This is a genomic window from Alteromonas sp. 4NS20-0143, assembly GCF_057542855.1.
Map to the genome: position 1 here is coordinate 155,231 of NZ_BAAJLR010000002.1, position 25,599 is coordinate 180,829.

At 44.2% G+C, this 25,599-nt stretch carries 19 protein-coding genes; 17 read left to right on the top strand and 2 right to left on the bottom strand.

Annotated features, from left to right (window positions below; translation table 11 throughout):
* Position 1: 1 nt before the first annotated feature.
* Together fadJ and fadI are read right to left on the bottom strand one after the other, a co-directional pair.
* The gene (fadJ, locus tag AC27HD_RS04440; protein ID WP_442853183.1) at positions 2-2,173 is read right to left on the bottom strand and encodes a fatty acid oxidation complex subunit alpha FadJ; all 2,172 of its coding nucleotides are present in this window, start codon (positions 2,171-2,173) and stop codon (positions 2-4) included.
* Position 2,174: 1 nt separating this feature from the next.
* On the bottom strand, positions 2,175-3,485 hold the full coding sequence (gene fadI / locus AC27HD_RS04445) for an acetyl-CoA C-acyltransferase FadI (RefSeq protein ID WP_032094529.1): 1,311 nt from the start codon (positions 3,483-3,485) through the stop codon (positions 2,175-2,177).
* A 435-nt stretch (positions 3,486-3,920) separates the two neighbouring features.
* On the opposite strand from fadI, the gene AC27HD_RS04450 reads away from it, so the two are divergent.
* From AC27HD_RS04450 to AC27HD_RS04530, 17 genes are all read left to right on the top strand, one after another.
* Positions 3,921-4,877: an AAA family ATPase gene (locus tag AC27HD_RS04450; protein ID WP_349379021.1), complete on the top strand. Its 957-nt coding sequence runs from the start codon at positions 3,921-3,923 to the stop codon at positions 4,875-4,877.
* Between the two features lie 3 nt (positions 4,878-4,880).
* Positions 4,881-5,843, top strand: coding sequence for a DUF58 domain-containing protein (locus AC27HD_RS04455; RefSeq protein WP_487104088.1), 963 nt, complete (start codon positions 4,881-4,883; stop codon positions 5,841-5,843).
* Positions 5,843-6,364 carry a DUF4381 domain-containing protein gene (locus tag AC27HD_RS04460; RefSeq protein ID WP_052010017.1) on the top strand — a complete coding sequence of 174 codons (522 nt, stop codon included), beginning with the start codon at positions 5,843-5,845 and terminating at the stop codon, positions 6,362-6,364. Before AC27HD_RS04455 ends, AC27HD_RS04460 begins: the two co-directional genes overlap by 1 nt.
* A complete protein-coding gene (locus tag AC27HD_RS04465; protein ID WP_487104090.1) occupies positions 6,364-7,398 on the top strand; it encodes a vWA domain-containing protein in 1,035 nt (344 codons plus the stop codon). The genes AC27HD_RS04460 and AC27HD_RS04465 overlap by 1 nt, the downstream gene beginning before the upstream one ends.
* Complete coding sequence (locus AC27HD_RS04470; RefSeq protein WP_487104092.1) at positions 7,395-9,437, top strand: vWA domain-containing protein; 2,043 nt, start codon at positions 7,395-7,397, stop codon at positions 9,435-9,437. Before AC27HD_RS04465 ends, AC27HD_RS04470 begins: the two co-directional genes overlap by 4 nt.
* Positions 9,438-11,243 (top strand): BatD family protein, encoded by a 1,806-nt coding sequence (locus AC27HD_RS04475; protein WP_487104094.1) that lies wholly within the window; start codon positions 9,438-9,440, stop codon positions 11,241-11,243.
* A gap of 135 nt (positions 11,244-11,378) precedes the next feature.
* Positions 11,379-13,232 carry a DUF885 domain-containing protein gene (locus AC27HD_RS04480; protein ID WP_487104096.1) on the top strand — a complete coding sequence of 618 codons (1,854 nt, stop codon included), beginning with the start codon at positions 11,379-11,381 and terminating at the stop codon, positions 13,230-13,232.
* Positions 13,233-13,381: 149 nt separating this feature from the next.
* Positions 13,382-13,939 (top strand): sigma-70 family RNA polymerase sigma factor, encoded by a 558-nt coding sequence (locus tag AC27HD_RS04485; RefSeq protein ID WP_487104098.1) that lies wholly within the window; start codon positions 13,382-13,384, stop codon positions 13,937-13,939.
* Entirely contained in the window at positions 13,932-14,636 is a 705-nt protein-coding gene (locus tag AC27HD_RS04490; protein ID WP_032094522.1) for a DUF3379 family protein, read from the top strand. Before AC27HD_RS04485 ends, AC27HD_RS04490 begins: the two co-directional genes overlap by 8 nt.
* A gap of 416 nt (positions 14,637-15,052) precedes the next feature.
* The gene (locus AC27HD_RS04495) at positions 15,053-16,912 is read left to right on the top strand and encodes a diguanylate cyclase (RefSeq protein WP_487104100.1); all 1,860 of its coding nucleotides are present in this window, start codon (positions 15,053-15,055) and stop codon (positions 16,910-16,912) included.
* Positions 16,913-17,128: 216 nt separating this feature from the next.
* Positions 17,129-18,634, top strand: a complete 1,506-nt coding sequence (gene putP, locus AC27HD_RS04500) for a sodium/proline symporter PutP (protein ID WP_487104102.1) — start codon at positions 17,129-17,131, stop codon at positions 18,632-18,634.
* Positions 18,635-18,877: 243 nt separating this feature from the next.
* Positions 18,878-19,792, top strand: coding sequence for a sulfate adenylyltransferase subunit CysD (gene cysD, locus AC27HD_RS04505; protein ID WP_032094520.1), 915 nt, complete (start codon positions 18,878-18,880; stop codon positions 19,790-19,792).
* Positions 19,792-20,388 (top strand): adenylyl-sulfate kinase, encoded by a 597-nt coding sequence (cysC, locus tag AC27HD_RS04510; RefSeq protein WP_032094519.1) that lies wholly within the window; start codon positions 19,792-19,794, stop codon positions 20,386-20,388. Before cysD ends, cysC begins: the two co-directional genes overlap by 1 nt.
* Positions 20,389-21,180 (top strand): 3'(2'),5'-bisphosphate nucleotidase CysQ, encoded by a 792-nt coding sequence (gene cysQ, locus AC27HD_RS04515; protein WP_487104105.1) that lies wholly within the window; start codon positions 20,389-20,391, stop codon positions 21,178-21,180. It begins immediately after the preceding gene.
* A 1-nt stretch (position 21,181) separates the two neighbouring features.
* A complete protein-coding gene (gene cysN, locus AC27HD_RS04520; RefSeq protein ID WP_487104107.1) occupies positions 21,182-22,597 on the top strand; it encodes a sulfate adenylyltransferase subunit CysN in 1,416 nt (471 codons plus the stop codon).
* Between the two features lie 16 nt (positions 22,598-22,613).
* Positions 22,614-24,338, top strand: coding sequence for an SLC13 family permease (locus AC27HD_RS04525; RefSeq protein ID WP_032094516.1), 1,725 nt, complete (start codon positions 22,614-22,616; stop codon positions 24,336-24,338).
* Positions 24,339-24,818: 480 nt separating this feature from the next.
* The gene (locus AC27HD_RS04530) at positions 24,819-25,523 is read left to right on the top strand and encodes a YIP1 family protein (protein ID WP_349379033.1); all 705 of its coding nucleotides are present in this window, start codon (positions 24,819-24,821) and stop codon (positions 25,521-25,523) included.
* Positions 25,524-25,599: the final 76 nt, after the last annotated feature.

Below are 25,599 nucleotides of genomic sequence, written 5' to 3' on the forward strand. Positions count from 1 at the left end.
GTTAGTAAAACGACTTATCGCTTTCCGCCATTTTCACCAGTACATCAGCTGGCGCGAACTTATCACCAACAGCTGTAGAGTAATGATTTAGCCTAGCTACAACATGCTTTATGCCAAGCGTGTCCATGTATCGGAACGGACCACCTAAAAACGGCGGGAATCCAATACCGAAGATAGCACCAATATCACCATCACGGGCATTGCGAATTACACCTTCATCTAAACAGCGAGCAGCTTCGTTTAGCATCATTAGAACACAGCGCTCGGCCACTTCTTTCTCGCTGAGTTTGCTCGACGGCGATAGCCCTAATAATTCATAAATGCTTTCATCTACTTCTTTACCAGGTTTCTTACCTTCGTAATCGTAAAACCCTTTCTTATTTTTCTTACCTTTACGTCCATCAGACAATACTTTGTCAAATGCAGAAGGCGCGGTGAAACGCTCACCAAACGCTTCCACTAAAAATGGAATAATTTTGGTGCCTACGTCTATACCAACCTCATCAAGCAGCTTGACTGGGCCAACTGGGAACCCAAATTTCACTAAAGACTTGTCAATATGCTCAATTGGCTCGCCATCTAAGATTAAGTTAGCCGCTTCATTCATGTAAGGCGCTAAAATACGATTCACATAAAAGCCTGCGCCGTCTTTAACCACAACCGGTGTCTTGCCCTGCTTCTTCGCAAACTCAACCGTAGATGAAATGACATCATCTGAGGTTTTGTCATGAGCAATCACTTCCGCCAACGGCATTTTATCAACCGGGGAGAAATAGTGCAGACCAATTACATTTTCTGGACGGGCAGCTTTCTCAGCAATTTGCGTGATAGGAATAGATGACGTATTTGATGCGAAAATTGTTGTTTCTTTACAATTTTCTTCAATGTCAGCCACCATCTTTTGCTTTAAATCCAGATCTTCAAAAACGGCTTCTACAACGATATCAATGTCTTTATAACCGCTGTAGTCCAATGTTCCCGTTAGCAAGGCTAATTGCTTCTGCATTTCGCTGTTGCGAATAAAACGCTTCTTCACCTTTTTATTTAAGATGTCATAGCTGTACTTCATTGCATTAGCAATACCTTCTGCGCGCACATCTTTAATACGCACAGGCACGCCAGCCTTTGTTGATGTAACAAAGGCAATACCGCCGCCCATAAGGCCACCGCCTAGAACGCCCACTTTCTTCATCTTTGCAGGGGTAACGCCTTCTACACCGTTTTCTTTTTTCATTTCGGTAGTAGCAAAGAATATTTGGCGAAGCTGGAATGACTCTGGCGTCATCACCAATTTACCAAATGCTTCTGCTTCTGCCTTTAAACCCGCTTTCATTCCATCATTAATGCCAGTTTCAATAACATCAATAATATAACCTGGTGATGGGTAATTGCCCTTAGTTTTAGCAAACGTGGCTTCACGCGCTTTTTTGAACATCATATTGCGACCAGGACCGGTAGTCTCCAATACTTTATTCATTAGCCCTTTTTGCGGCGCTTCGCGCTCTGGCTTGCGCTTAAGCGCAAATTGCTCAGCCACTTTACGCAAGACACTTTCTGGTACAACTTCGTCAACAATGCCGTACTTCTTAGCTTGTTTCGCTCTAGCTGGCGAACCTGTTAGCATCATTTTCATCGCTTGCTGTATACCAATGAGACGCGGAAGACGTTGGGTACCGCCACTTCCTGGTAATAAGCCAAGTTGTACTTCTGGTAAGCCAACTTGCGTGCTTGGTGCGTCGGTACACACGCGATAGTGACAAGCAAGCGCCAGTTCCAAACCGCCACCCAAGGCAGGTCCGTGGATGGCAGCGACAAATGTGGCTTTCATATTTTCAATTCGGTCGAACACAGCTTGGCCACCAGCAGCAATTGCTGTTGCATCTTCGGCTGTTTTGCACGCAGCAAGCATAGAGATATCGGCGCCAGCAACAAACGAATTACGCTTACCGCTAATAACGACTACGCCTTTAATGCTATTGTCTTGCTCAATATCATCTAGCATTGCGCTAATTTCATCGCCGAACTCGGCTTTTAGCGTATTCATGCTCTCACCAGGCACATCCATGCTTAAAATAGCAACGCCGTTGTCCTGCTTAGTCAACGTAAACGCACCTGTGGTGGGCGTGGCTGCCTCGTTCACTTCTGTGTTTTGGCTCATATTTTCCTGACTCATATTATTCTGTCTCCACAATCATAGCTGCGCCTAAACCACCGGCTGCGCATGCTGTAAGAAGGCCACTTCCGCCTCCACGACGATTTAGCTCATTTAGCATCTGCGTAATCATACGAGTTCCCGTAGCGGCAAATGGATGGCCGTAAGCAATCGAGCTGCCCATTACATTGAACTTGTCCATATCAATTTCGCCCGTGGCTTTGCTTCGCCCTAGCTTTTCTTTGGCGAATTTATCGCTTGCAAACATTTTTACATTGGCAAGTGTTTGCGCAGCAAATGCTTCGTGCATTTCTATTAAGGTAAGGTCGTTTAGCGTCATGCCGGCTCTATCTAACGCAATGGGTGTAGCATAAGAAGGTCCCATCAACATGTCTTCCCACACATCAATAGCAGAAAATGCATAGCTCTTGATGTAACCAAGTGGAGTATATCCTAGCTCTTTAGCACGACTTTCTGTCATCATGATAACGGCAGATGCACCGTCGGTAAGTGGCGTGGCGTTAGCCGCAGTCACAGAGCCGTACTTCTTGTCAAAAACAGGGCGTAGTTTGGCGTAACTTTCTAACTTTGAGTCGAAACGCACATTATTGTCGCGCTCAAGAGCACCTTTATAAGGTTCGGCATAAGCAGTCATTACTTCACTTGATAACTTGCCTTCCTCCCAACTTTGCGCTGCGAAGCTGTGCGAGCGGTGAGCCAACTTATCTTGCTCTTCACGGCTAATACCATGAGACTTCGCCATTTGCTCTGCAGTCTGTCCCATTGACAGTCCCGATGAATACTCTGCAACTGCAGGCGGTACAGGGGCTAAATCTTTAAGACCAAGGCGCTTGAAAATATTCAGCTTCTGACCAAGAGTTTTTGTTTTTTGCAAATCAACCAACGCTCTGGCTAAATTCTTAGATACACCAATTGGAGATACAGACGTAGAGTCGGCGCCACCTGCAATACCAACCTGAACGTGTCCCGCCATCATGCTTTCGGCAATATTAACCGTAGACTGAAAGCTTGTGGCACACGCTCGTGAGACGCTGTACGCATCAGTATGCACATTCATGCCAGTGCCCAATACAATTTCACGAGCAATGTTTGGCGCTTCAGGCATTTGCACTACTTGTCCATAGACAACCTGATCCACCCACTCTTTTTGAATTCCGTGGCGAACAAGAAGTTCGTTCACGACCATCTTGCCTAGGTCTACAGCGGGAACGCCGTGAAAATATGTCGCCATCTTTGCGAAGGGAGTACGTAACCCCGCGACAATAGCGATACGATCACCCTCTCGGGTTGTAACTGATTGTTTTGTGGACATAATGCACCTAAATTAGTGACCCTTAGCAAGTGTTATTGGCACTCAGCACAAGTGGTCTGACCTGTAATAACACTGATTTTTACAAACTATGAACAAAATAGCAAATAATGCGAGGAATATAACGGTCATCAAGCAAAGAATATGGGCAGACTACCTTTTAGCTAGATTAGGGCGTGTAGATCGTGTTTCTTATCAGCCTCACCAAAATTTCTTCGCAATTTAATATGGCATTTCTTATTTTCATCCACATAAGTGACTTGAAGTAATGCAAAATGAACCTTATATGAGAAACACAGTCTGTTTTGTGTCATTGTTTAGGTAAGTCTAGGTGATGACCTCAGAAACTACGCTTTTTTTGTGCAAAGTGGTCGACATTTCCTCATAAGCGTCACGGGCACTTCCTGATAACTAGAATTTAATTGGAAAAATGGCAATATGGCAGCAGAGCAATTTAAACAATTACATGCTTACCTTGATCAGCAAATTATCGGTCAACATGCATTAACAAAAAGTATTTTAATAGCGCTACTCGCCGATGGACACCTTCTTGTGGAAGGACCGCCAGGTCTTGCTAAAACCCGTGCTATAAATGCCCTGGCCAATGGCGTGGATGGCGACTTTCATCGAGTTCAGTTTACACCGGATTTGTTGCCTGCTGATTTAACGGGAACAGACATTTACCGCCCTGAGACAGGGGAGTTTGTTTTTCAGAAAGGCCCTCTTTTCCACAATTTAGTACTTGCCGATGAGATAAACCGAGCGCCTGCTAAAGTGCAGTCTGCGTTATTAGAAGCCATGGCAGAGCGCCAGATAACGGTAGGAAGTAAAACTTACCCTTTGCCTCCTCTATTTTTGGTGATGGCAACGCAGAATCCGCTAGAACAGGAAGGAACCTATCCACTCCCTGAAGCACAGCTCGACAGATTTTTAATGCATGTTGATATTGACTATCCCGATGCAGATACTGAATTAGAGATTTTACGACTTACTCGAGGAGAGGCGCTATCGCAACCGCCGGTGACACCGCCAACACTGAGTCAAGACGATATCTTCGCGTCTCGTAAAGAGGCACTGTCTCTTTACATGGCACCTGAGTTAGAAAATTACCTAGTGCAACTTATTATGGCTACGCGCAAACCCGGGCTTTTCGACGACAGTCTTGCTCAGTGGATTGCTATGGGAACCAGTCCACGAGCTACTATCGGGCTAGATCGTTGTGCTCGCGCCCACGCCTGGCTTAGCGGCCGTGACTTTGTTGGACCTGATGATATTCAAGCCGTTGTTCACAATGTACTGAGACACCGAATTATTTTGTCTTATCAGGCAGAGGCCGAAGGCGTTACTGTCAATGATGTACTCGATAAAATAGTCGCTACCGTTGCCGTACCATAAGCCATGTCAAACATTCACTCGCAATTAGAGAAGTTAAAAAGCGATGGGGTAAATCTGACGACAGCAGAGTTACTGCGCTATCAGCAGCTGGCAAAACTGATGAACTTAACTCCCAAAAAGGTGCCACAAGCGCGCTTAAGCGGGAGCTATCTCACCAAGCATAAAGGTAGAGGCATGGAATTCGATGAGGCCCGCCACTACCAGCCTGGTGACGATATTCGAGCCATCGACTGGCGCGTAACTGCGAGAACTGGAAAAACCCATACCAAAATTTATAGAGAAGAAAGAGAACGTCCTGTTTTTATTTTCTGCGACTACCTTCCTTCCATGGGGTTTGGCACGAAACTACTGACAAAGGCCGTTCAAGCAGCGCATATCTCTTCGCTAATAAGTTGGTCTGCCGCCGCTCGAGGAGACAAAGTAGGCGCCTTGGTTTTTAATCAAAATAGTCACAAAGAAATAAAGCCATTAAGTAGAAAAAAAGCCGTACTTCACGTTTGCCATGAGCTAATAGCATTAAGCCAAGGTGCTCATGGGGAGCAGCCGAATACTGCTCGCGACCGAGACGCTTTTTCTGACGCTTGCGCTAGAGCAAGGCGTTTGGCTAAGCCAGGTAGTTTGGTTTATTTAGTTTCTGATTTTCAAAACATGAGCACAGCGGCACAGCAGCATTTAACGCACCTCACACGTCATTGTGAAGTGAGAGCTATCGTTGTCGATGATCCTTTCGAACACAAATTGCCAGAAACCAACGCGCTGCAAAGCGCAAACGTGTCTGATGGCGTTGTGAATCAGCGTTGGGTACTTGGCGATAGCAAGGAAACGCTCAGCTACAGTGAATGGCGCGAAGAACAAAACACAGCAATTACGCAAACGCTCAAACAGATGAGCATTGCACGCTATCACGTCTCTAGCGCCTATCCATTAGATGAGCAACTTCAAAGTATGCAAAGAGAGAAAGTGTAATGGCGTTACAAGCATCACCAGAACAAGATCCACTTTCTCAGTTGCGAGACATTAAAACACCTACGGGCGTTGATTGGTGGCCACTCGATTGGGGATGGTGGCTTTTAATGCTATTGAGTGTGGTTGTATTGATTGCCCTCATTGTTTTCATAAAACGTCGAATTGCATTTAACAGACCTCGCAAGGAAGCATTAAAGGCATTAGGGACAATATCAGAGCATGCCGATGATTGGCCTGTTCAGTTAAATACATTATTAAAGCGAACCGCCCTTTCCTACTTTCCTAAAGAACGCATCAGTAGCCTGCATAATCAGCAGTGGCGAGATTTTCTGTTAGCTTCGTGCCCTAAAAACGCGCAAACCCTTAATGAAGGCCTGACTTCGTTACATGCGAACCTTTATCGAAATAGTGCACAGCATACTGATTTTGCTGTCTCCCATGATGCTGTAAAAATGTGGATTAAAAACGCAAAATTTCCAAGGCAACATCGTATTCCGTCGTATTTAGAGGCAACATTATAATGCTGGATTTCAATTGGTGGTGGGCATTTCTTGCACTGCCTTTGCCCTTGATAGTGAGGTTTCTAGTACCTAAGGCGTCAGAACCTTCGTTGGCTGCTCTTCGAGTGCCTAGGCTGCGTCCCGAGCAACACAATGAAGACAGAACGGTTAAAAAGAGTACGGTAGCGCTGGCAACAGCAACGCTTATATGGCTAGCGTTAGTCACGGCTGCCGCTCAACCCCAGTGGCTAGGTGAGCCCGTCAGCATTCCAAATGAAGGCAGAGAAATGATGCTTGCGGTTGATTTATCCGGCAGCATGAAAATAGACGATATGCAGTTAAATGGCCGGCAGGTTAATCGGCTAACAATGACAAAGTCTGTGGTGTACGATTTTATTCAACGCCGAGTGGGTGACAGGTTAGGGCTCATTCTATTTGCTGATACAGCCTATGTTCAGGCGCCTCTCACGTACGATAGAGAAACCGTATCTACACTTCTTAGTGAAGCCGTTATCGGGTTAGTCGGTGAACAGACTGCTATTGGCGATGCAATAGGCTTGGCGGTAAAACGGTTTGATGCAAAAGATGAATCAAATAACGTGCTCATTCTTCTCACTGATGGTCAAAATACAGCAGGTAACATCACACCAGAACAAGCAAAGGAACTGGCAATCAATAAAGGCGTAAAAATATACACGATTGGTGTAGGCGCTGACAAAATGCTCATCCAAAGCTTTTTCGGCAGCCGACAAATAAACCCTTCCCAAGAGCTAGACGAAACGATGCTTTCGGATATTGCTAGTTCTACTGGCGGGCAGTATTTTCGCGCTCGCAATGCTGAAGAACTCAATTCCATTTATCAACAGCTTGATACTCTTGAGCCTATCGAAGGTGAAACTCGCAAAATGCGCCCGCTTACGGCATTGTTTTACTACCCGTTAGCCTTCGCTCTATTAGGCTCGATGTTATGGGTAATAGGTGCACTTTTAAAGTCGCTGTTTGGTGGTATGAGCTTAAAAAGCACCGATAAAGAAAGCGTGGAGAAGCAGGCGTGATCAACACTGACTTTTTAAACAGCCCTGATTTCCTAAACAACCTTCACTTTATTCGACCTGAGTGGTTTTACAGTGCAATCCCGTTGTTAGTGCTTTATGTGTGGCTAAGAACTCGCTCTGCGAAGTATTCGGGCTGGCAATCGGTGATTCCCGCTCACCTCTATAACCATATGGTTGTGGGAAAAGTGGAAAAAGGAAAACGTCCACCACTTTGGTTACTTCCATTCACATGGTGTATTGCCGTTGTAGCGCTTGCAGGTCCAACATGGGAACGCCTTCCCCAGCCGGTTTATCAGCTTAAAATGGGTCATGTGGTAGTTATTGATATGTCGATGTCAATGCGAGCAACGGATATGACACCGGACAGGCTCACTCGCGCCAAATACAAGGCCATCGATTTAGTCAACACGATCTCCGAGGGCGAAATGGGGTTGGTGGCCTATGCAGGCGACGCCTTCGTTATAAGCCCTTTAACTGAAGATGCCGCGAACATTACTAGTCTACTTCCCAGTTTATCCCCAGAGATCATGCCGGTACCTGGTAGCGACCCACTTCTTGGCATAGAAGCGGCCGTCGAACTGCTAACCAATGCCGGCTTTAACAACGGGGCAATTTACTGGATAACAGATGGTATTGAGTTTGGTCAGCAACAAGAGCTTCAGGAATACGTGAGCGGCATTCCATTTACAGTGAACGCACTGACGGTGGGTAGTGCTGAAGGCGCACCAATCAGACAGCTAAATGGCGAACTGCTTAAAGATACATCTGGAAGCATCGTCGTTCCTAAACTAAAAGAGGATGTGATCCGTGGCGTCATCAGAGCAAGTGGCGGCCAGCTTGAATCCTTTACCTCAAACGATGACGATATTGAGGCGCTAAGCACAGTGTCATTGTTAGAGCGTGACGCTAACGACACTAGTGAAGAAGAAAGTGATTCAAAGGGCGACCAGTGGAAAGAAGTGGGTCCATACCTTATATTGCTCATCTTGCCTTTTGCTGCCTTTGCGTTTCGCCGAGGTTTACTCTTTTTTGTCATAGTAGGAGTGCTAACTCCCTTTGATAGCCAGGTAGCACACGCACAGACATCAGAGCAAACATTTGCAAAAGCATCTGCAGAGCCGCCGGCCCAAACTGACACCGCATCAGATACCCCCCTATCGTGGTGGCAAACTCCATTTTTAAATGCGGACCAAGAAGGGTTAAATAGTTACCAGCAAGCGCAATTTAAGGACGCAGCTGAGCAGTTTGAAGACAATAACTGGAAAGCATCGTCACTCTATAAAGCTGGCCGATTTGAGGAGGCATTAGCTGCCTATCAAGACGTCCCAGGCATTGACAGTCTGTACAATCAAGGCAATGCCCTTGCCAAGCTCGGTAAACTTGAGGCGGCTATTCAAAAATACAATTCGGTGTTAGAACAGCAGCCAGACTATGAAGATGCTCAGGCCAATAAATCACTGCTAGAGGAGTTGCTCAATCAACAGCAACAAAATCAAGAGCAGGAGAATCAAGAGAGCGGGCAACAGGATGGTGATCAGTCAGAGCAAGAGCAGCAACAAGGCGACCAACAGGGACAGCAAGGGGAACAATCTCAAGGCTCTGAAAACGAGAACAACTCTGAAAATGAAAATAGCCCTGAAAACAAGGCTAAACAAGAAAATTCAGACCAAAGCGAAGGCTCGGAACAAGATCAAGGTTCTGAGCAGTCTCAGCAGCAAAACAATCAACAGCCATCAGACGAACAAACTGATGAGCAAGAAGCAGCGGGAGAACCATCAGAAAGCGAAGACTCTTCTGAGTCTAATCAGCAAAGTAGTGAGGTTGCTGAAACCCAAGACAACCAAGCAGACGCTGAGGATATAGCTGTAGGAGCTCAAGAGCAACCGCTAACGGATGCAGAAAAAGAAGAAATGCAACGCATGGAAAACCTAATGCGAAGAGTACCTGATGATCCTGCATTTTTGCTAAAAAGAAAAATGCAGCTAGAGGCTGAGAAACGCAAAAGGCAGCGCATGCCATCAAACCGGAGAGATTGGTAGATGAAAGCTTTATCTAAATCTACAGTATTAACGTTAATTTGTACTTTTTTCGTCACTTTTCACGTGCAGGCTGATATTGAGTCAGTTGAAGCCACTATCGATCGCAACCCGGTAATGTTAGACGAAGCCATAAGACTCACAGTTACCGCAAACGGCAGCGCCGATCGGGATGCGTTCGATAGCTCATCACTGTTAAAGGACTTTGTGGTGGGGCGAACGTCGGTGAGCAGTCAAACCTCTATAGTGAATTTTGATGCGAAGCGCACCACCACCTGGACGACTACCCTGTTCCCTCGAAAAGAAGGGACATTTACCATTCCGTCTTTGCGCATAGAAGATAAAGCGACAACACCCATTGAAGTTTCAGTGATCCCAGTACAGGAACAAAGTAATGTAGCAAGGGATTATTTCGTTACCACTGACATAGACAAGAACGAGGCGTACCTTAATCAGCAATTACTCTACACCGTAAAATTACACCTCTCTAGCAATATTGAAAGAGGTAGTTTGCAGGCGCCGGAAATGGAGAATGCTGAAATAAGACAACTTGGTGATGATAAGCAATACGCTGATATATTAAATGGAAGACGTTATCAAATTATTGAGCGCCAATTTGCAGTGGTACCTCAAGCTTCTGGAGAATTCACGCTACGAGGCCCTGTATTTACCGGTGAGGTGATGGCGGCAAATACAAATCAACGGTTTGGCTTTTTTAACCGCACGCAACAAATTAACCGTGTGGGGCCAGATATTGTCGTAAATATAAACCCTATTCCTCGTGATATTGATTATGCATGGCTTCCATCGGAAATGGTGAGAATTGATGAGGAGTGGCCGCAAGGTGACAATTTTGTTGTTGGCGAGCCTGTTACGCGAATAGTCACTCTCACCGCCCTCGGTGTCGTTGAAGAACAATTGCCTGAAATACCGGAATTCTATCCGCCTACGTTCAAGCTATACCCAGATCAATCAAACACGACTACAGTTGAAAAAAATCAAAACCTGATTGCTCAGCGACAGAGCTCGCTAGCTATTATTCCTACGGAGCCTGGCAAAATGGTTTTGCCAGAGGTGACTATTCCTTGGTTCAATACGCTCACTGAGCAAACAGAGTATGCGACTATTCCGCCCCGCTCAATTAACGTACTGGCGGCCTCTGGGCAAACCGATAGTGCCCCGCCCCAAGCAGCGCCAGAAGATAAAACGCCCTCTGTGATCCAAGCGCCTTCAAATGCCCCTTCTGACATTAAGTCAAATGAGCCGAAGATTGCAGAATCAAGCGATACAACAACACTTTGGTTACTCATTAGCGTGCTGGCATTGGGTTGGTTAGTTACCCTTGTTGTTTTGGTACTGTTTATTAAGAGAAGTCGTCAAGGCTCTCAAATGAGTGAGAATAGAAGTAGCCTGTCTACGTCAGCCGTATTGAACCATCAACACAATTCTAGCGTTGAAAAGAAAGCGTATAACGTCCTTATTAGCATACTGAAAGCAAAAGATATTTCACAAATTGATAGCGCGTTACAAGTATGGCTTCGCGCCTTAAATGGCAATGAGAGTGGGCGGCCAATGCCAGAAGACTCAAGCGACACAGTAGCGATTAGAGGGCCTCTGGATAAATTACAACAAGCCCGTTTTTCAAAGTCTAATAATGCTAAAAGCACAGACAGTATTAATCAAATTCTGTCTGAACTGATGTCAGAAGTTGAGGCGGCTAGAAAAGCGCATTTTATGCACGCTAAAAGTAAAGGCGCTACACTTTCTAAGCTTTACCCTACATCGTCAGTAAACAGTGTAAGCGAGTAAATCGTGCCACGCACTAGCGCTAGTTAATAGCGCCTGTGAGTGAATACGGTAAATTTGTAAAAACGACAGAAGATAACAAAACAATAAAAATAGCCGCACCAACAATAGTGCGGCCAACCACTACCGGGAGATAACATGAAAACGTCACTCTTTTCACTAACACCAGTTGCGTTAGCACTTTTAACGCTAACGGCTTGTTCACCTGCCAATGAAACACCGCAATCCCAAGCGCCGGAAGTAAAATCACAAAGCGAGTCAGGGCAAACGGAATCCCAACGTCTTGCTACTTTTTTTGAAAACTCATTTGAAGATGACCTTAAACGCTCACCACTTTTTCAAAGCTACTTAGGAAAAAAGTGGGACTATGACAAGTGGGATGACATTAGCGAAGACGAGAAAGACGCGCGTATTGCTATAGCGAAGAACAGGCTTAAGACACTAGAGAGTTTCGACACGCTAAAACTGAGTGACCAAGAAAATTTAAGCTTGCGTTTATACAAGCTTGGAATTGAGAGAGACTTGGCCAATGACGAGTTTCGTCATCATAGATATATTGTCCATCAATTCAGAGCGGCTCATACCCAAGTCCCAAGCTTCCTAATTAACATTCATAGTGTGAAGAGCAAAGAAGATGCAGTGGCGTATATCGGCCGACTAACTAATGTAAGTACCTACTTTGATCAAGTTATCGACCAAATGAAGATAAGAGAGAAAGTAGGCGTATTTCCGCCAAAATGGGCTTATGACCAAATGGTGGATGCCTCTGAAAATGTAATAAAGGGGGCGCCATTTGATGACTCAGACACCCCTTCAACATTATTGAACGACTTCCAAAACAAAGTGAATGCATTGGACATTGGTGACAGTGAAAAGACAACGCTGCTCACAGACGCTAAACGCGCACTTACGGCTTCAGTTAAACCAGCCTATACCCGTTTTATCAATGAGCTTGAGCACCAAAAAACATTATCACCTGAAGGCGATGGTGTATGGCGTTTGCCTGATGGCGATAAGTGGTACCAAAACCGTCTAAACTGGTTCACTACCACCGACCTTACTGCCCGAGAAGTGCATGACATAGGTTTAGAAAATGTGGAACGTATTCACAACGCCATGCGCGGCATTATGAAAGAAGTAGGATTTGAAGGTACGCTGCAAGAGTTTTTCGTATTTATGCGCGAAGACGACCAGTTCTACCTTCCCTCTACTCCCGAGGGCAGACAGCAATATCTAGACGATGCTAAGCAAGCTATCGATGATATGAGAGAGATGATCCCTGAATATTTTGGAATACTTCCCGAAGCGCCAATGATAGTAAAACGCGTTGAGGCGTTTAGAGAGCAGTCGGCGGGGAAAGCTTTCTATCAGAGCCCGGCACAAGATGGCAGTAGACCAGGCATTTACTATGCTAACCTATACGACATGAAAGCGATGCCAACTTACCAGTTAGAGGCTTTGGCATATCATGAAGGCATTCCAGGCCATCATATGCAGCGTACCATTGCTCAAGAGCTCGACGGTATTCCGCAGTTCCAAAAGTTCTTAAGCTTTACCGCTTACACCGAGGGCTGGGGACTCTACACTGAAGAACTTGCTAAAGACATGGGGTTTTATGAAGACCCCTATTCTGACTTTGGTAGGTTAGCCATGGAGCTCTGGCGTGCTTGTCGTCTTGTCGTAGACACCGGCATCCATGCAAAAAAATGGTCTCGCGAAAAAGCCGTCGATTACTTGGTAGAAAATACGCCGAACCCAGAATATGATGCACAGAAGGCTATTGAACGCTATATTGCTATGCCTGGGCAGGCCACAGCGTACATGATTGGAAAATTGAAAATTATGGAGTTGCGCGAGAAAGCAATGAACGAGCTCGGCGAAGACTTCAATTGGAGAGGTTTTCATGATGAAGTATTAAAGTATGGACCTGTCCCGCTTTCAATGCTTGAGGAAAACATCGATAGCTGGATAGCAACCCAAAGCGCTATGTAAACGTTCTGTATTTTCCAAATAGAGTTCTAAGAAGCGCCGTCGCTTAAAGCATGGCGCTTTTTTTTGCTCAAAAGATGTCTTTTAGGTTTCTTTAAGTCGGTATTTGGTGTGAGACGTTAAAAAAATTAACCCTTTTTGGAATTTATTTTATGTTTGCTCGAAATAAAACCGATAACACTCAGGTCTTATCGAGTATGAAAGCAAAGCATCAAAGATACGAAGCCCTAGTGAAAGCATTTCACGCCGATATATTTCGTTATGCCTACTGGTTAGTCAAAGACAGAAGTGTGGCGGAAGACATTGTTCAAGAAACATTCCTACGGGCATGGCGTTCTCTCGACGCCTTAAACGACGAAAAAGCAGCCAAAGGTTGGTTAATCACTATATTGCGCCGTGAAAATGCCCGCCGCTTCGAACGAAAACAGTTAGAGCTCGTAGATATCGATGATGTTTTCATTCACGACGACACTCAGCAAGCTGAAGGCGATATTAAAGAACGAGAACTGCATAGGTTACTCGGTACCTTAAGCATTGAATATAGAGAGCCGCTTATTCTGCAGCTGTTATTTGGTTTTAGCGGTGAAGAAATAGCGACTCAATTAGATCTCAACAAAAACACAGTAATGACACGGCTTTTTCGGGCTCGAAATCAGTTAAAAGAGGCGCTGGAGAAACAGAATCAACATAGAGGTCAAGCTAATGGATGAATTAGAATTTAGACGTAGAATTTACGCTGATCCTAATACAACTGACAGCGATTTAGTCGCTGCTGCGAATGCAGATGAGAAAAAGCGCGCTTTTTGGCAGGAACAAAAAGCATTCGACAATAAGCTTAAGCAAACTCTTAAAGTTGATGTACCAGAAGATTTAGCGAGTAAACTTATTTGGCAGCAATCGGCCGATGAATTTAGCCGCTACAAGAAAAGAAGTCGCTGGTATGTTGCGATAGCCGCATCTGTCGCATTTGCTGTGGGGATCAGTTTCACTATGCTTCAGCAGCAGTCCATTAGTTTGGGCGACCATGCGCTGGCTCATATGCAATATGCTGATGTAGAGGAATCTCACTCCCTATTACCCGTTGATTTAAATATGGTAAACGCGAAACTGGCGAGCTTTGGCGCTAGCTTCGACACCATGATTGATGGTGTAGAGGTTGCCAACTACTGCCACCTCAGCACCGTACAAAGCCTGCACCTTATTGTCGATACGCCGCAGGGTAAAATGTCAGTTTTTGTAGTGCCAAGTCGTGACAATTTTAAAGTGCCAAGCGAATTTGAAGATGACTCCTTTCACGGCGAGAGCTTCAAAATGCAACAGGCCAATATAATTGTCGTGGGTAATAAAGGCAGCGACCTATCTACTATGAAAGACGCGGTGGCCAATAGACTTCAGTTTTCTGCTTAAGCAAACAGAAAAGTATATGGCTTTTCAACCGCTTATAGCTTTTCTTTCTACTTACGCTAATTTGCTGCCAACGTCGTCGACTTGGTAGCAAACATAGCCTTATGTTCATTTTAAAAATTTAAGGTGCAACCAAGCGCTGTAAACTCTATACTTTAGACTAATGAAGTAGTGTCGCACATAGGCTACAAATTGTAGCTTTGCGAGCGTGCATAATTATCTATTGAGACAAGTTCAATTCGTCCTAAGCAGTATAGAGTTAAGAGCAGTAAGTGAGCCGTAGATCAAAAAAACTCGCTGGTAGCATCAAAGCCACAGCAGTAACGTTATTATGTCATTGTGCAAATAAGCTAGCGCTTAAGTGCATACTCATGCTTTTGATGACGTCCCCTTCTCTAGCTTATAGCAATGATGCCAGTATGAAAAATCAGGTAGATGCTTATGCTAACCTGACACATGCTGTTCTTTATGAATGGAATTATCCTTCTGACCTTACCAATGAAGACATTACGAAACAGCTAGAAAATAGTGGTATTCAGTCAGATGATTCGGAAATAGCCGTTGTATTTCGCCATATCATGGCACTATCAAATGTAGAACACCAAGGTTCGCCTCAAGTGCCTATTACAGTTAAACGGCCGCTATTAGAAAAAAATTGGCTTGAGTTAAAATCGATAGATATAAGAACTTATGTGTACTTAAAAGCTTATTATTTTTATATAAAAGGGGTAAGTGACTACAAAGGCTCACTAAAACGTTTGAGTACTACTATTCCGTTGCTTTACGACCTTAAGCAGGAAGTACTTCAATCAGGCGACAAGCGAGCGGTCGCAATGGCAAGTATGTGGCTAGCTGACGAGTATTCTATGTCATCTCCCATGCGTTCCATTAACGAAATGGAGTACGCAATCCCCTTTCTTGCTGTTCCTAAAAATAGCAACAAACTTGAAAAAGAATTCAACCTTTATGACGCACATAGATTACTTTCAGAAAGCTATCTCGATTTAAATTTACCCAGTAAAGCTGTTGAACACGCCAAAGAATATATCTCCCTAAAAAAGCAGCATAGTGCATTGGACACTGTTGATTTTTTGTTAGCAATTACAGCTCTCAACCGACTTCGGCATTTTGCAGAGGCTTTAGCCTTAATTGAAGACGCAAAAACATACATGCCCCCTGTACAAGATTTCAAAAGTATTTATGTAGATTTATTGCTTATGAGTATCTACAGCTCTCGTCTAGCTGAGGGTGACAAAGAGAAGCTAGAAGAATTATCCAATAGAATTTTGAGCTCCGGTATTGATATGCCTGATTACCTTCTTGACGCAAAGCCTGTTGCTAATGCTATGTACATTGCGATTAACGGAAGCGATTCCCAATTTGATGCTGCGATTCGCGAATACGAGAAGGCATTTGAAAAAAAGTTGAACGCTGTACCGTATAAGAAGATTGCAATACTGGGAAAATTTCAAGCGCTAAAGCATATATACGCAGTGAGAGGCGACAGTGAAAAAGCATTTGTAAACCAAGATAAGTACAGTGCTGCGCTAGCGAATTACCACACAGAGCGCTTCCAGCTCAATGACAACGCCAAATTAAGCATGCTGTCGCGGGACGTTGAGCTTGCTGAGTATAGGCAAAAAGAACTTGAAACTTTACAACGCGAGACCTCGGGACTTAATGGCGAAACACAGAATTTGCGAACTGCAGTTTTCGCCCTTATAGCCATTATTTGTTCAATTCTAACTACATGGCTATGGATAGCGAAAAGGAAAAGCGACACAAAAGCAGATACCGACTCACTCACTGGCGCCTTAACTCGCCGTGCCATGCTAAGACAATTAAAATCCTTGCTAAAGAAACACCCCGCATCGTGTATCGCCCTTATTGATATCGACCATTTCAAGCGCATTAACGACAAATACGGTCATGCCGTAGGTGATGAGGTATTAAATACCTTTAGCCAAACCATACGCAAGCGTATCCGCAAATCCGACTTGCTTTGCCGCTATGGTGGCGAAGAGTTTTTAATCTACTTTGAGAACTCCAGTGAGCAAGAAGTGAAAAGCGTACTCGATGAGTTAAATTACGCGTTTTCTCGTGTCGCCCATTGGGAGCATACAGACAAGGCGTTTACCGTTTCGTTTTCAAGTGGTGTAGTGGCGCTGAATGGGTCGGTTAACTCAGAGTCTGTGATTAAAACATGCGACGACCTTTTGTATAAAGCTAAAAACAGCGGTCGCTCTCGCGTTGAGTCTACAACACTCGCTCATGCCTAAAGCATAAGTATCTGCGACTCATTTACTCAAGCTCATTTATCAAGCCTCTCAGTGTTGCCTAGCCTCCTGTCTTTTCGCTAATAATCGGGGGGCGGCTTTCATCATCATCACATCAATTTAAGATTCTCTGCTCAGAAAGTAACCGGTGAGTGCCTACTTACGTGGAGACTCCTAAATATTGGTGATAGCATGGAAGAAAAATCATAGGGAACATATATGGCTACTGGTACGATTATTTCGTTGGGTTTGTATTTTGTTGTAATGTTGGGTATCGGTCTTTTTGCTTACCGGCAAACAGATACCAATGTTGAAGGGTATATGCTTGGTGGTCGACAGTTGGGTCCCGCGGTAACCGCTTTATCTGCTGGTGCATCTGACATGAGTGGCTGGATGCTAATGGGTCTTCCTGGTGCAATGTATGTCTCAGGACTTTCTGCTGGCTGGATAGCTGTTGGTTTAACTCTTGGCGCACTTGCTAACTACTTACTCGTGGCTCCTCGACTGCGTATTTACACCGAAGTTGCAAATAACTCTATTACTATTCCAGATTATTTTGAAAATCGCTTCGCTGATAACTCTCGTCTTCTCAGGGTTATTGCATCTGTAGTAATTGTTGTCTTCTTTACCCTGTACACCTCTTCTGGCGTTGTAGCCGGCGGTAAATTGTTTGAAACATCCTTTGGACTGAGCTATGAAACTGGCTTGTATGTTACTGCAGGGGTTGTAGTTGCGTACACGCTGGTAGGCGGGTTCATGGCCGTAAGCATGACCGACTTTGTGCAAGGCTGTATCATGTTTGTCTCGCTCATCATGGTGCCAGCGGTGGTCATCAGTGAATTAGGCGGCATTGGCGCATCTATCGACGCATTAGATAATATTAACCCTGCCCTCTTTGATGCATTTATGGATGCCTCTACTAATCAAACGATTACCTTTATTGGCATTGTCTCATTAATGTCATGGGGATTAGGTTATTTCGGACAGCCTCATATTATTGTCCGTTTCATGGCTATTCGCTCTGTGAAAGATATTCCAGCTGCTCGAAACATCGGTATGAGTTGGATGATAGTGTCTATCATCGGCGCATTAATGACAGGTTTGTTTGGGTTAGCCTATATCACGGGCAATGGTAACGAGATTGATCCTGAAACCGTCTTTATCTACCTATCACAAATTCTCTTTCACCCGTTGATTGGTGGCTTTTTACTTGCGGCTATTCTAGCGGCCATCATGAGTACAATTTCATCACAACTGCTGGTAACGTCTAGCTCATTAACTAGCGACTTCTATCAAGCCTTTTTGCGCAAAAATGCTTCTGATAAAGAGCTAGTGGTTGCTGGTCGCCTTAGCGTAGTTGCGGTCGCGTTAGTGTCAATATTCTTAGCCTACGACAGAGACAGCACCATACTGACATTGGTGAGTAATGCGTGGGCTGGATTTGGCGCAGCATTTGGCCCGCTAGTACTGTTTAGTCTGTTTAAGCGTGAGATGACTCGTCGCGCAGCCCTAGGCGGCATGATTGTAGGCGCGGTAACGGTGTTACTGTGGATTTATCTTCCTGTCACCATTAATGGTCAGGCTTTAGGTGCTTGGATGTACGAGATTGTGCCTGGGTTTGTGCTTTCAAGCTTAACCATAATGATACTCAGCAAATCAGGTAAGCCCCGTGAAGGTGTAACCGAGACATTCGATGAATTCCAAAAGCAGTTCAATGCAAGATAATCGATAATGCTATGACTTTTAAAAAGCCCCAAACTGCAAAAACAGTTTGGGGCTTTTTTACTTTCTGATGGGTGAAAATAGCGCTTATGCCTAAATTGTATAGCAATTATTTTCTACGGCATAAGAAAGCTATTTTAAATAGCAAAATGGCATACTACTTTTGAAATTAAATATGTTATCTTTCTATGCAGAAAAACAACCCGCATATAACTTTTTTTTATATAACATAAATCGGACTTCAAAATGACTGCAAGTATCCCGTCTATCACGCATTTGAAACAACTCGAAGCCGAGAGCATCCAAATTTTCCGAGAAGTTGCTGCTGAGTTTGACAACCCAGTAATGCTTTACTCGGTAGGAAAAGACTCTTCGGTACTGCTTCATTTAGCACGTAAAGCCTTTGCACCTGGTAAAATCCCATTCCCACTTCTTCACGTTGACACAACGTGGAAGTTTCAAGAAATGATTAAATTTCGTGATGAGCAAGCCGAAAAGCACGGCTTCGATTTACTAGTGCATATTAATGAAGAAGGTGTTGAGCATGGCGTAGGTCCGTTTTCACACGGTTCAGCTAAACACACTGACATCATGAAAACACAGTCTCTTAAGCAGGCACTTAACAAGTATCAATTTGATGCAGCGTTTGGTGGAGCCCGTCGCGACGAAGAAAAATCTCGTGCAAAAGAGCGTGTCTACTCATTCCGCGACAGCAACCATCGCTGGGATCCAAAGAACCAACGCCCAGAATTGTGGAACATCTATAATTCACAGGTAAACAAAGGCGAGAGTATTCGTGTATTTCCAATGTCTAACTGGACAGAGCTAGATATCTGGCAATATATCTACCTTGAGAACATCGATATTCCACAGTTGTACCTGTCTAAGCCGCGTCCTGTAGTAGAGCGTGACGGCGTGCTAATCATGGTAGATGACGATCGCATGCCGTTAGAAGAAGGCGAAGTACCTGAAATGCGTTCTGTTCGCTTCCGTACGCTAGGTTGTTATCCATTGACCGGTGCTGTTGAGTCAACAGCGGCAACCTTACCTGAAGTAATTCAAGAAATGCTGCTTACCAAAACCTCAGAGCGACAGGGTCGAGTTATTGATCACGATAGCTCTGGGTCTATGGAGAAGAAAAAGATGGAAGGGTACTTCTAATGGCCACCGACAATGTTGTTTGGCATAAACATGAAGTGAATAAAGTGACACGCTCTGAAAAATTGAATCAGCGTCCACGAGTGTTTTGGTTAACGGGGCTAAGTGGCTCTGGCAAATCTACATTGGCTAATTTGCTTGAGAAAAAGCTTCACGAAAAGCAAAAGCATACCTATTTGCTTGATGGCGATAATGTGCGCCACGGATTATGTGGCGATTTAGGCTTTAGCGATAAAGACAGAGTTGAAAATATTCGTCGCATCAGTGAAGTGGCCAAGTTATTTGTAGACTCGGGCACCATTGTGCTGACTGCGTTTATTTCTCCATTTAAAGCAGACCGTGATTACTGTCGCAGCTTGCTTGAAGGTACGGAGTTTGTAGAAGTTTTCGTTGATACCCCCCTTGAGGTTTGTGAGCAGCGCGACCCTAAAGGCTTGTACAAGAAAGCCCGCAGCGGCGAAATCAAAGATTTCACCGGCATCGACTCTACCTACGAAGCACCTGAGTCGCCGGAAGTACACCTAACGTATCAGGAAGAACCTGCAGAGCAAACCGCTGAACGGTTATACACTTTGCTTCACGAAAAAGGATTAGTGTAAATGACACTGCCAATTAATTCTTTAGCACAAACTGTGCTGCGCATTGCCAAAGAGGCAGGCGATAAAATAATGGCGATTTATGAAAATGATTTTGCCATTTATGAAAAGCAAGACACCAGCCCCCTGACGGAAGCTGACTTAGCCGCTCATAACGTGATTGTTGATGCACTTACCGCAGAGTCAGACTTACCTATTCTTTCTGAAGAATCGGCTGATATCTCGTGGGACGAGCGTAAGCAATGGCAGTCATATTGGCTGGTTGACCCTCTTGACGGCACAAAAGAGTTCATCAAGAAAAATGGTGAATTTACGGTAAACATTGCCCTGATTGAAAATGGTAAACCAACCATGGGTATTGTTTACGCTCCTGCATTAAATAAAAGCTACGTAGGTATTGTAGGTGATGGTGCTTGGGCTGAAATAAATGGTGAGTTTGCACCTATTTCGGCGACAAAGCACAGTGGAAACGACGTTTGGAAAATCGTTGGAAGCCGCTCTCATCAAAGCCCTGAAATTCAGAATCTGCTAGCGCAACTTGACGGTGAGACTGAATTAGTTGCAATGGGTAGCTCATTGAAACTCTGTTTAGTCGCTGAGGGTGAAGCGCATCTTTATCCACGTTTAGGCCCGACCTCAGAATGGGATACAGGAGCAGCACATGCCGTGGCGATTGCAGCAGGCGCGAAAGTGACTGTCCTTGATCCGGCTAATCCTTTAGATTCCAATGCAGAAGATCTTACCTACAATCAGAAAGAATCTGTATTAAACCCCTTTTTCCTTGTGAGCGCATAACATGAACAACGAAAACGAATTATTGAGACAAGACATCCTGTCTTACCTAGAACAACATGAAGAGAAAGACATGCTTCGTTTCCTAACTTGCGGAAGCGTAGATGACGGTAAAAGTACATTGATTGGTCGTCTTCTTCACGATTCAAAAATGATTTATGAAGATCAGCTAGCTGCTATTACTAAAGACAGTAAAAAATCAGGTACTACAGGCGAAAAAGTAGACCTTGCATTATTAGTAGACGGTCTTCAGTCTGAGCGCGAACAAGGTATTACTATTGATGTAGCATACCGCTACTTCTCTACCGACAAGCGTAAGTTCATCATTTCAGATACGCCAGGACATGAGCAATATACTCGCAACATGGTAACCGGTGCGTCTACTTGTGACCTTGCCATCATTCTTGTAGATGCTCGCGGTGGTGTAAAAGTACAAACTAAACGCCATTCTTTCCTAGTGTCTTTATTAGGTATCAAGCACGTTATTGTTGCTATTAACAAAATGGACTTGATGGATTACTCACAAGAAGTGTACGAGCAAATTCAGGCAGATTACCTTAAGTTTGCCGAACAGCTTGATATTCCTGATATTCAATTTGTACCGTTATCGGCGCTTGAAGGCGACAACGTAGTAAGTATCAGTGAAAAAACACCGTGGTTTGACGGTATTCCACTGATGGAAATGCTAGAGAATATCGAAATTGGTGAAGATGATAATCACGATGATTTCAGATTCCCGGTTCAGTATGTTAATCGCCCCAACCTAGACTTCCGCGGATTTGCCGGTACAGTGGTTTCAGGCCAGGTAGCACCGGGTGACGAAATTACCGCATTGCCTTCAGGTAAAACGTCAAAAGTGAAGCAAGTGGTCACCTTCGAAGGCGATCAAGAAAAGGCCTACGTGCCACAAGCTGTAACGCTGACCCTTGAAGACGAAATTGATATCTCTCGTGGTGACATGATTGTGAAGTCGGATAACCTGCCTTTGCTGTCTACCCAGTTCAAGACACACCTTGTGTGGATGTCAGAAGAACCGTTAATGCCAAACAAACAGTATTTGTTTAAGTTTGCCACCAAATCAACGCCTGGCGTTGTAGCGCATATCGATAATCAAATTGATGTGAACACACTGGAAGAAACTGATGCTATGCACCTTAATCTCAATGAGATTGGTGTGGTAGACGTTAAATTTACCCAGCCTATTGCCTGTGACCCTTACAAACGCAACCGCCCAACGGGGTCGTTTATCGTTATTGATCGTCTCACAAATGGCACCGTGGGTGCGGGTATGGTGATTGATGCCATTTCAGGTGATGCACAGCACACTTCTCCAAACTTCTCTGAGTTTGAATTAGAATTCAATGAATTAGTGCGCAAGCATTTCCCTCATTGGAACGCTGTGGATATTTCCAAGCTATAAGCAGGACTGGACATATATGGATGTTACCCAGTTCATCGTACTGGCAATTTTTGCCAGTACGATTTTAGCGCTGATTTTTACCAATCAGCGCCCAGCTACCGTATTTTCAGGTGCGGTGTTAGGCTTACTGGTTACGCAGCAATTATCGCTAGATGACATTCTATCGAATTTAACGAACAAGGGCTTAATAACCCTTGTTTTGTTACTTTTGGTCAGTAGTGCCATCGATAAAACTGCACTCATTAAACGGTTGGGTAGAAAGCTCGTTACCGCTGACTTCACGCGCTCGTACTGGCGATTATTTTCGCTCACCTTTATTTCATCAGCACTGTTAAATAACACGGCTATTGTGGCCAGTCTCATTGGTCCGATAAAGCAAAACCAACATCACCCTGCTTCAAGATTACTAATCCCGCTGTCTTATGCCGCTATTTTAGGGGGAACAGTTACTCTTATCGGTACTTCTACCAACCTAATAGTAGACAGTTTTTTGCAGGAACACGGTCACCCTGGTTTCAACTTCTTTGACTTTACCTTGTATGGCACAGTAGCAGGATTAAGCTGTGGCTTACTGATGTTTGTATTGCTGCCACTTTTGCCGAATATCAGCAACAAAGACAGTAACTACTTTGAGTACATGGTCGAGGCTGAAGTAGAAGCAGGCTCTGAACTTATCGGCAAAACCGTTGAGCAAAACCACCTGCGAAACTTACCTGAACTGTTCTTAGTTGAAGTTGTTCGAGATAAAAATCTAATATCACCTGTTGGCCCTGATCTGATCATTCTCGAGCATGACAAACTCATATTTTCCGGAAATGTGCAGAAGTTAGAAAACTTAAGCCACATTAAAGGATTAAGTATGTTTGCAGAAACAGACGGTGTATTACGGGAAAGCCTCACCGAAGTGGTTGTTTCTAACCGCGCTCAAATTATTGGCCAAACTATTAAAGAGTTGGGCTTTAGAGCGTTATTCGATGCGGCAGTTGTGGCTATCCGCAGAGACGGCGAACAGCTATCAGGAAAGCTTGGAGAGATAAAATTAAAATCTGGTGATTTTTTACTGCTCGCTGCCGGCCCTGATTTTGCGACTCGGCAGAACCTAAGCAAAAACTTTTTTATACTTTCTGAACAGAAAATAGCGCGGCCGCTAACGAACAAGCAAGAGTGGATAACCCTAGGCGGCTTTTTAACCACTGTCGCCCTTGCTGCATCAAATATTATTCACTTAGCTATTGGTCTCTTATTTTTAGCCGCAGTGTTAGTGTTTATGAAAGTGACGTCTAACGGTGAAATGAAGCGCAATCTCCCCCTCAATTTGATTGTTGTCATAGTGGGTGCATTGAGTTTGGCTACCGCACTAGAAACCTCTGGCGTGATTGCAGTTACTACAGAGGCGCTCTTGCCGCTATTATCAAGCACTGACTGGTTTATTGCATTGATTGCTATTTATCTCATCACGCTTCTACTCACCGAGCTTGTCACCAACAATGCAGCGGCGGCGTTAATGTTTCCATTTGCTTATGGCTTGGTTGAGATTATAGGTGCACCACTTATGCCCTTTGCTCTCGCCGTCGCCTTTGCGGCAAGTGCGAGTTTTATATCTCCCTTTGGCTACCAAACTAACTTATTGGTTTATAATGCCGCGAACTACCGTTTTTCTCATTTTATAAAAATTGGGTTGCCCATCTCATTGGTTTATAGCGCCATTGTATTGTGCCTGCTAAACATCACCTATTTTTGAGTACAGCATCGCGCCTTATTCAAAATAAGGTAGAAAGTACGGTTGGAAACACGGTTGGAAATACGTTTAAAAGTACGGTTAGAAGCTCCGTTGAAATCACGGTTAGAAGCTCCGTTGAAATTACGGTTAAATATAGGGTGAAACGTACGGGTAGGCATACAATTTAACTAAAAAGGAAGCGAAGGCTTCCTTTTTTGTTGCCTAGCATTTTATAAGTAAACCTGTACCCCGGCTTTTTGACCAAGAGCTCGTTAATCAAGAGTGGGTAAACAGGAGCGTGTTGACCAAGAGGCATGCTGATCTGCTAATCACTTACAAATAGTCACTTACAAATAATCACCTAATTTGTGCCCATTTCTCTGTACTTAAATTCACCAACTCAGTAATCTATGCGTGCTTAATTGTTTATTTGTAAACCTTTAAAGCGACCCACAGGCCAACAAACCAATAAAAATAACTAAACTTTTTCAGGGAGTTAGAATGCACACAGTGTCAAATCCGTTTCAAGCGTGTAACGATATATTTTTCAAACCCAATGGGGTGTTCAAAGCCGTTGGCGAGAATAACAACTGGAGCTGGATGCCGTTTTTTATGGTCATGGGCGTTACTCTAGTCCTTCAATATCTTTATGTGAATTTTGTCGATATTGAATGGTTCGCGAATTTAAATATTGCCGCCCAGGGCGATATGAGTCCTGCTGAAGAAGATCAAATGCGTGCTTTTTTCACAAGAACAAGCCTAATGTGGTCCCAACTGATTGGGGCATTTTTTGTACTTACCATCGTTAATGCTATTTATGCTTTATACCTAAATCTTGCTACTCGTTCAGACGACAGCCACGTTTTTGGGTTTACTGACTGGTATGGCTTTTCGTGGTGGGTGGCGATGCCCTATGTTGTAACGGGTTTGATTGGCGTTGCCTTACTGCTTTTCGCAAGCGATCATCAGATATCTCCAGCGACACTCGCTCCCACTTCTCTTAGCTTTATGCTTAGTATTCCTATGGATTCACAGTGGTATGCCTTTGCTCAAGCAATTAGATTAGAGCTATTTTGGGGAATTTATCTTGCAATGGTCGGTATTGCTCAATGGACATCGTTTTCCAGGCAAAAAGCCGCCATTGTCGCCGCAGCACCATACCTCGTTATTTATTCTATATGGCTTATTGCAATCCTTGCATTTTAATCTGCTCATTAAGGGCCGGTAGCTACTGGCCCTACCGATTTCTACTAATCGTGCTTGAAAACATGCATTTCCCATA

What these genes read in the sequence shown, in the direction of transcription:
- fadJ (WP_442853183.1), bottom strand. Translation starts at nt 2,173, where the DNA reads ATGAGTCAGGAAAATATGAGCCAAAACACAGAAGTGAACGAGGCAGCC.
- fadI (WP_032094529.1), bottom strand. Translation starts at nt 3,485, where the DNA reads ATGTCCACAAAACAATCAGTTACAACCCGAGAGGGTGATCGTATCGCT.
- AC27HD_RS04450 (WP_349379021.1), top strand. Translation starts at nt 3,921, where the DNA reads ATGGCAGCAGAGCAATTTAAACAATTACATGCTTACCTTGATCAGCAA.
- AC27HD_RS04455 (WP_487104088.1), top strand. Translation starts at nt 4,881, where the DNA reads ATGTCAAACATTCACTCGCAATTAGAGAAGTTAAAAAGCGATGGGGTA.
- AC27HD_RS04460 (WP_052010017.1), top strand. Translation starts at nt 5,843, where the DNA reads ATGGCGTTACAAGCATCACCAGAACAAGATCCACTTTCTCAGTTGCGA.
- AC27HD_RS04465 (WP_487104090.1), top strand. Translation starts at nt 6,364, where the DNA reads ATGCTGGATTTCAATTGGTGGTGGGCATTTCTTGCACTGCCTTTGCCC.
- AC27HD_RS04475 (WP_487104094.1), top strand. Translation starts at nt 9,438, where the DNA reads ATGAAAGCTTTATCTAAATCTACAGTATTAACGTTAATTTGTACTTTT.
- AC27HD_RS04480 (WP_487104096.1), top strand. Translation starts at nt 11,379, where the DNA reads ATGAAAACGTCACTCTTTTCACTAACACCAGTTGCGTTAGCACTTTTA.
- AC27HD_RS04485 (WP_487104098.1), top strand. Translation starts at nt 13,382, where the DNA reads ATGTTTGCTCGAAATAAAACCGATAACACTCAGGTCTTATCGAGTATG.
- AC27HD_RS04490 (WP_032094522.1), top strand. Translation starts at nt 13,932, where the DNA reads ATGGATGAATTAGAATTTAGACGTAGAATTTACGCTGATCCTAATACA.
- AC27HD_RS04495 (WP_487104100.1), top strand. Translation starts at nt 15,053, where the DNA reads ATGAAAAATCAGGTAGATGCTTATGCTAACCTGACACATGCTGTTCTT.
- putP (WP_487104102.1), top strand. Translation starts at nt 17,129, where the DNA reads ATGGCTACTGGTACGATTATTTCGTTGGGTTTGTATTTTGTTGTAATG.
- cysD (WP_032094520.1), top strand. Translation starts at nt 18,878, where the DNA reads ATGACTGCAAGTATCCCGTCTATCACGCATTTGAAACAACTCGAAGCC.
- cysC (WP_032094519.1), top strand. Translation starts at nt 19,792, where the DNA reads ATGGCCACCGACAATGTTGTTTGGCATAAACATGAAGTGAATAAAGTG.
- cysQ (WP_487104105.1), top strand. Translation starts at nt 20,389, where the DNA reads ATGACACTGCCAATTAATTCTTTAGCACAAACTGTGCTGCGCATTGCC.
- cysN (WP_487104107.1), top strand. Translation starts at nt 21,182, where the DNA reads ATGAACAACGAAAACGAATTATTGAGACAAGACATCCTGTCTTACCTA.
- AC27HD_RS04525 (WP_032094516.1), top strand. Translation starts at nt 22,614, where the DNA reads ATGGATGTTACCCAGTTCATCGTACTGGCAATTTTTGCCAGTACGATT.
- AC27HD_RS04530 (WP_349379033.1), top strand. Translation starts at nt 24,819, where the DNA reads ATGCACACAGTGTCAAATCCGTTTCAAGCGTGTAACGATATATTTTTC.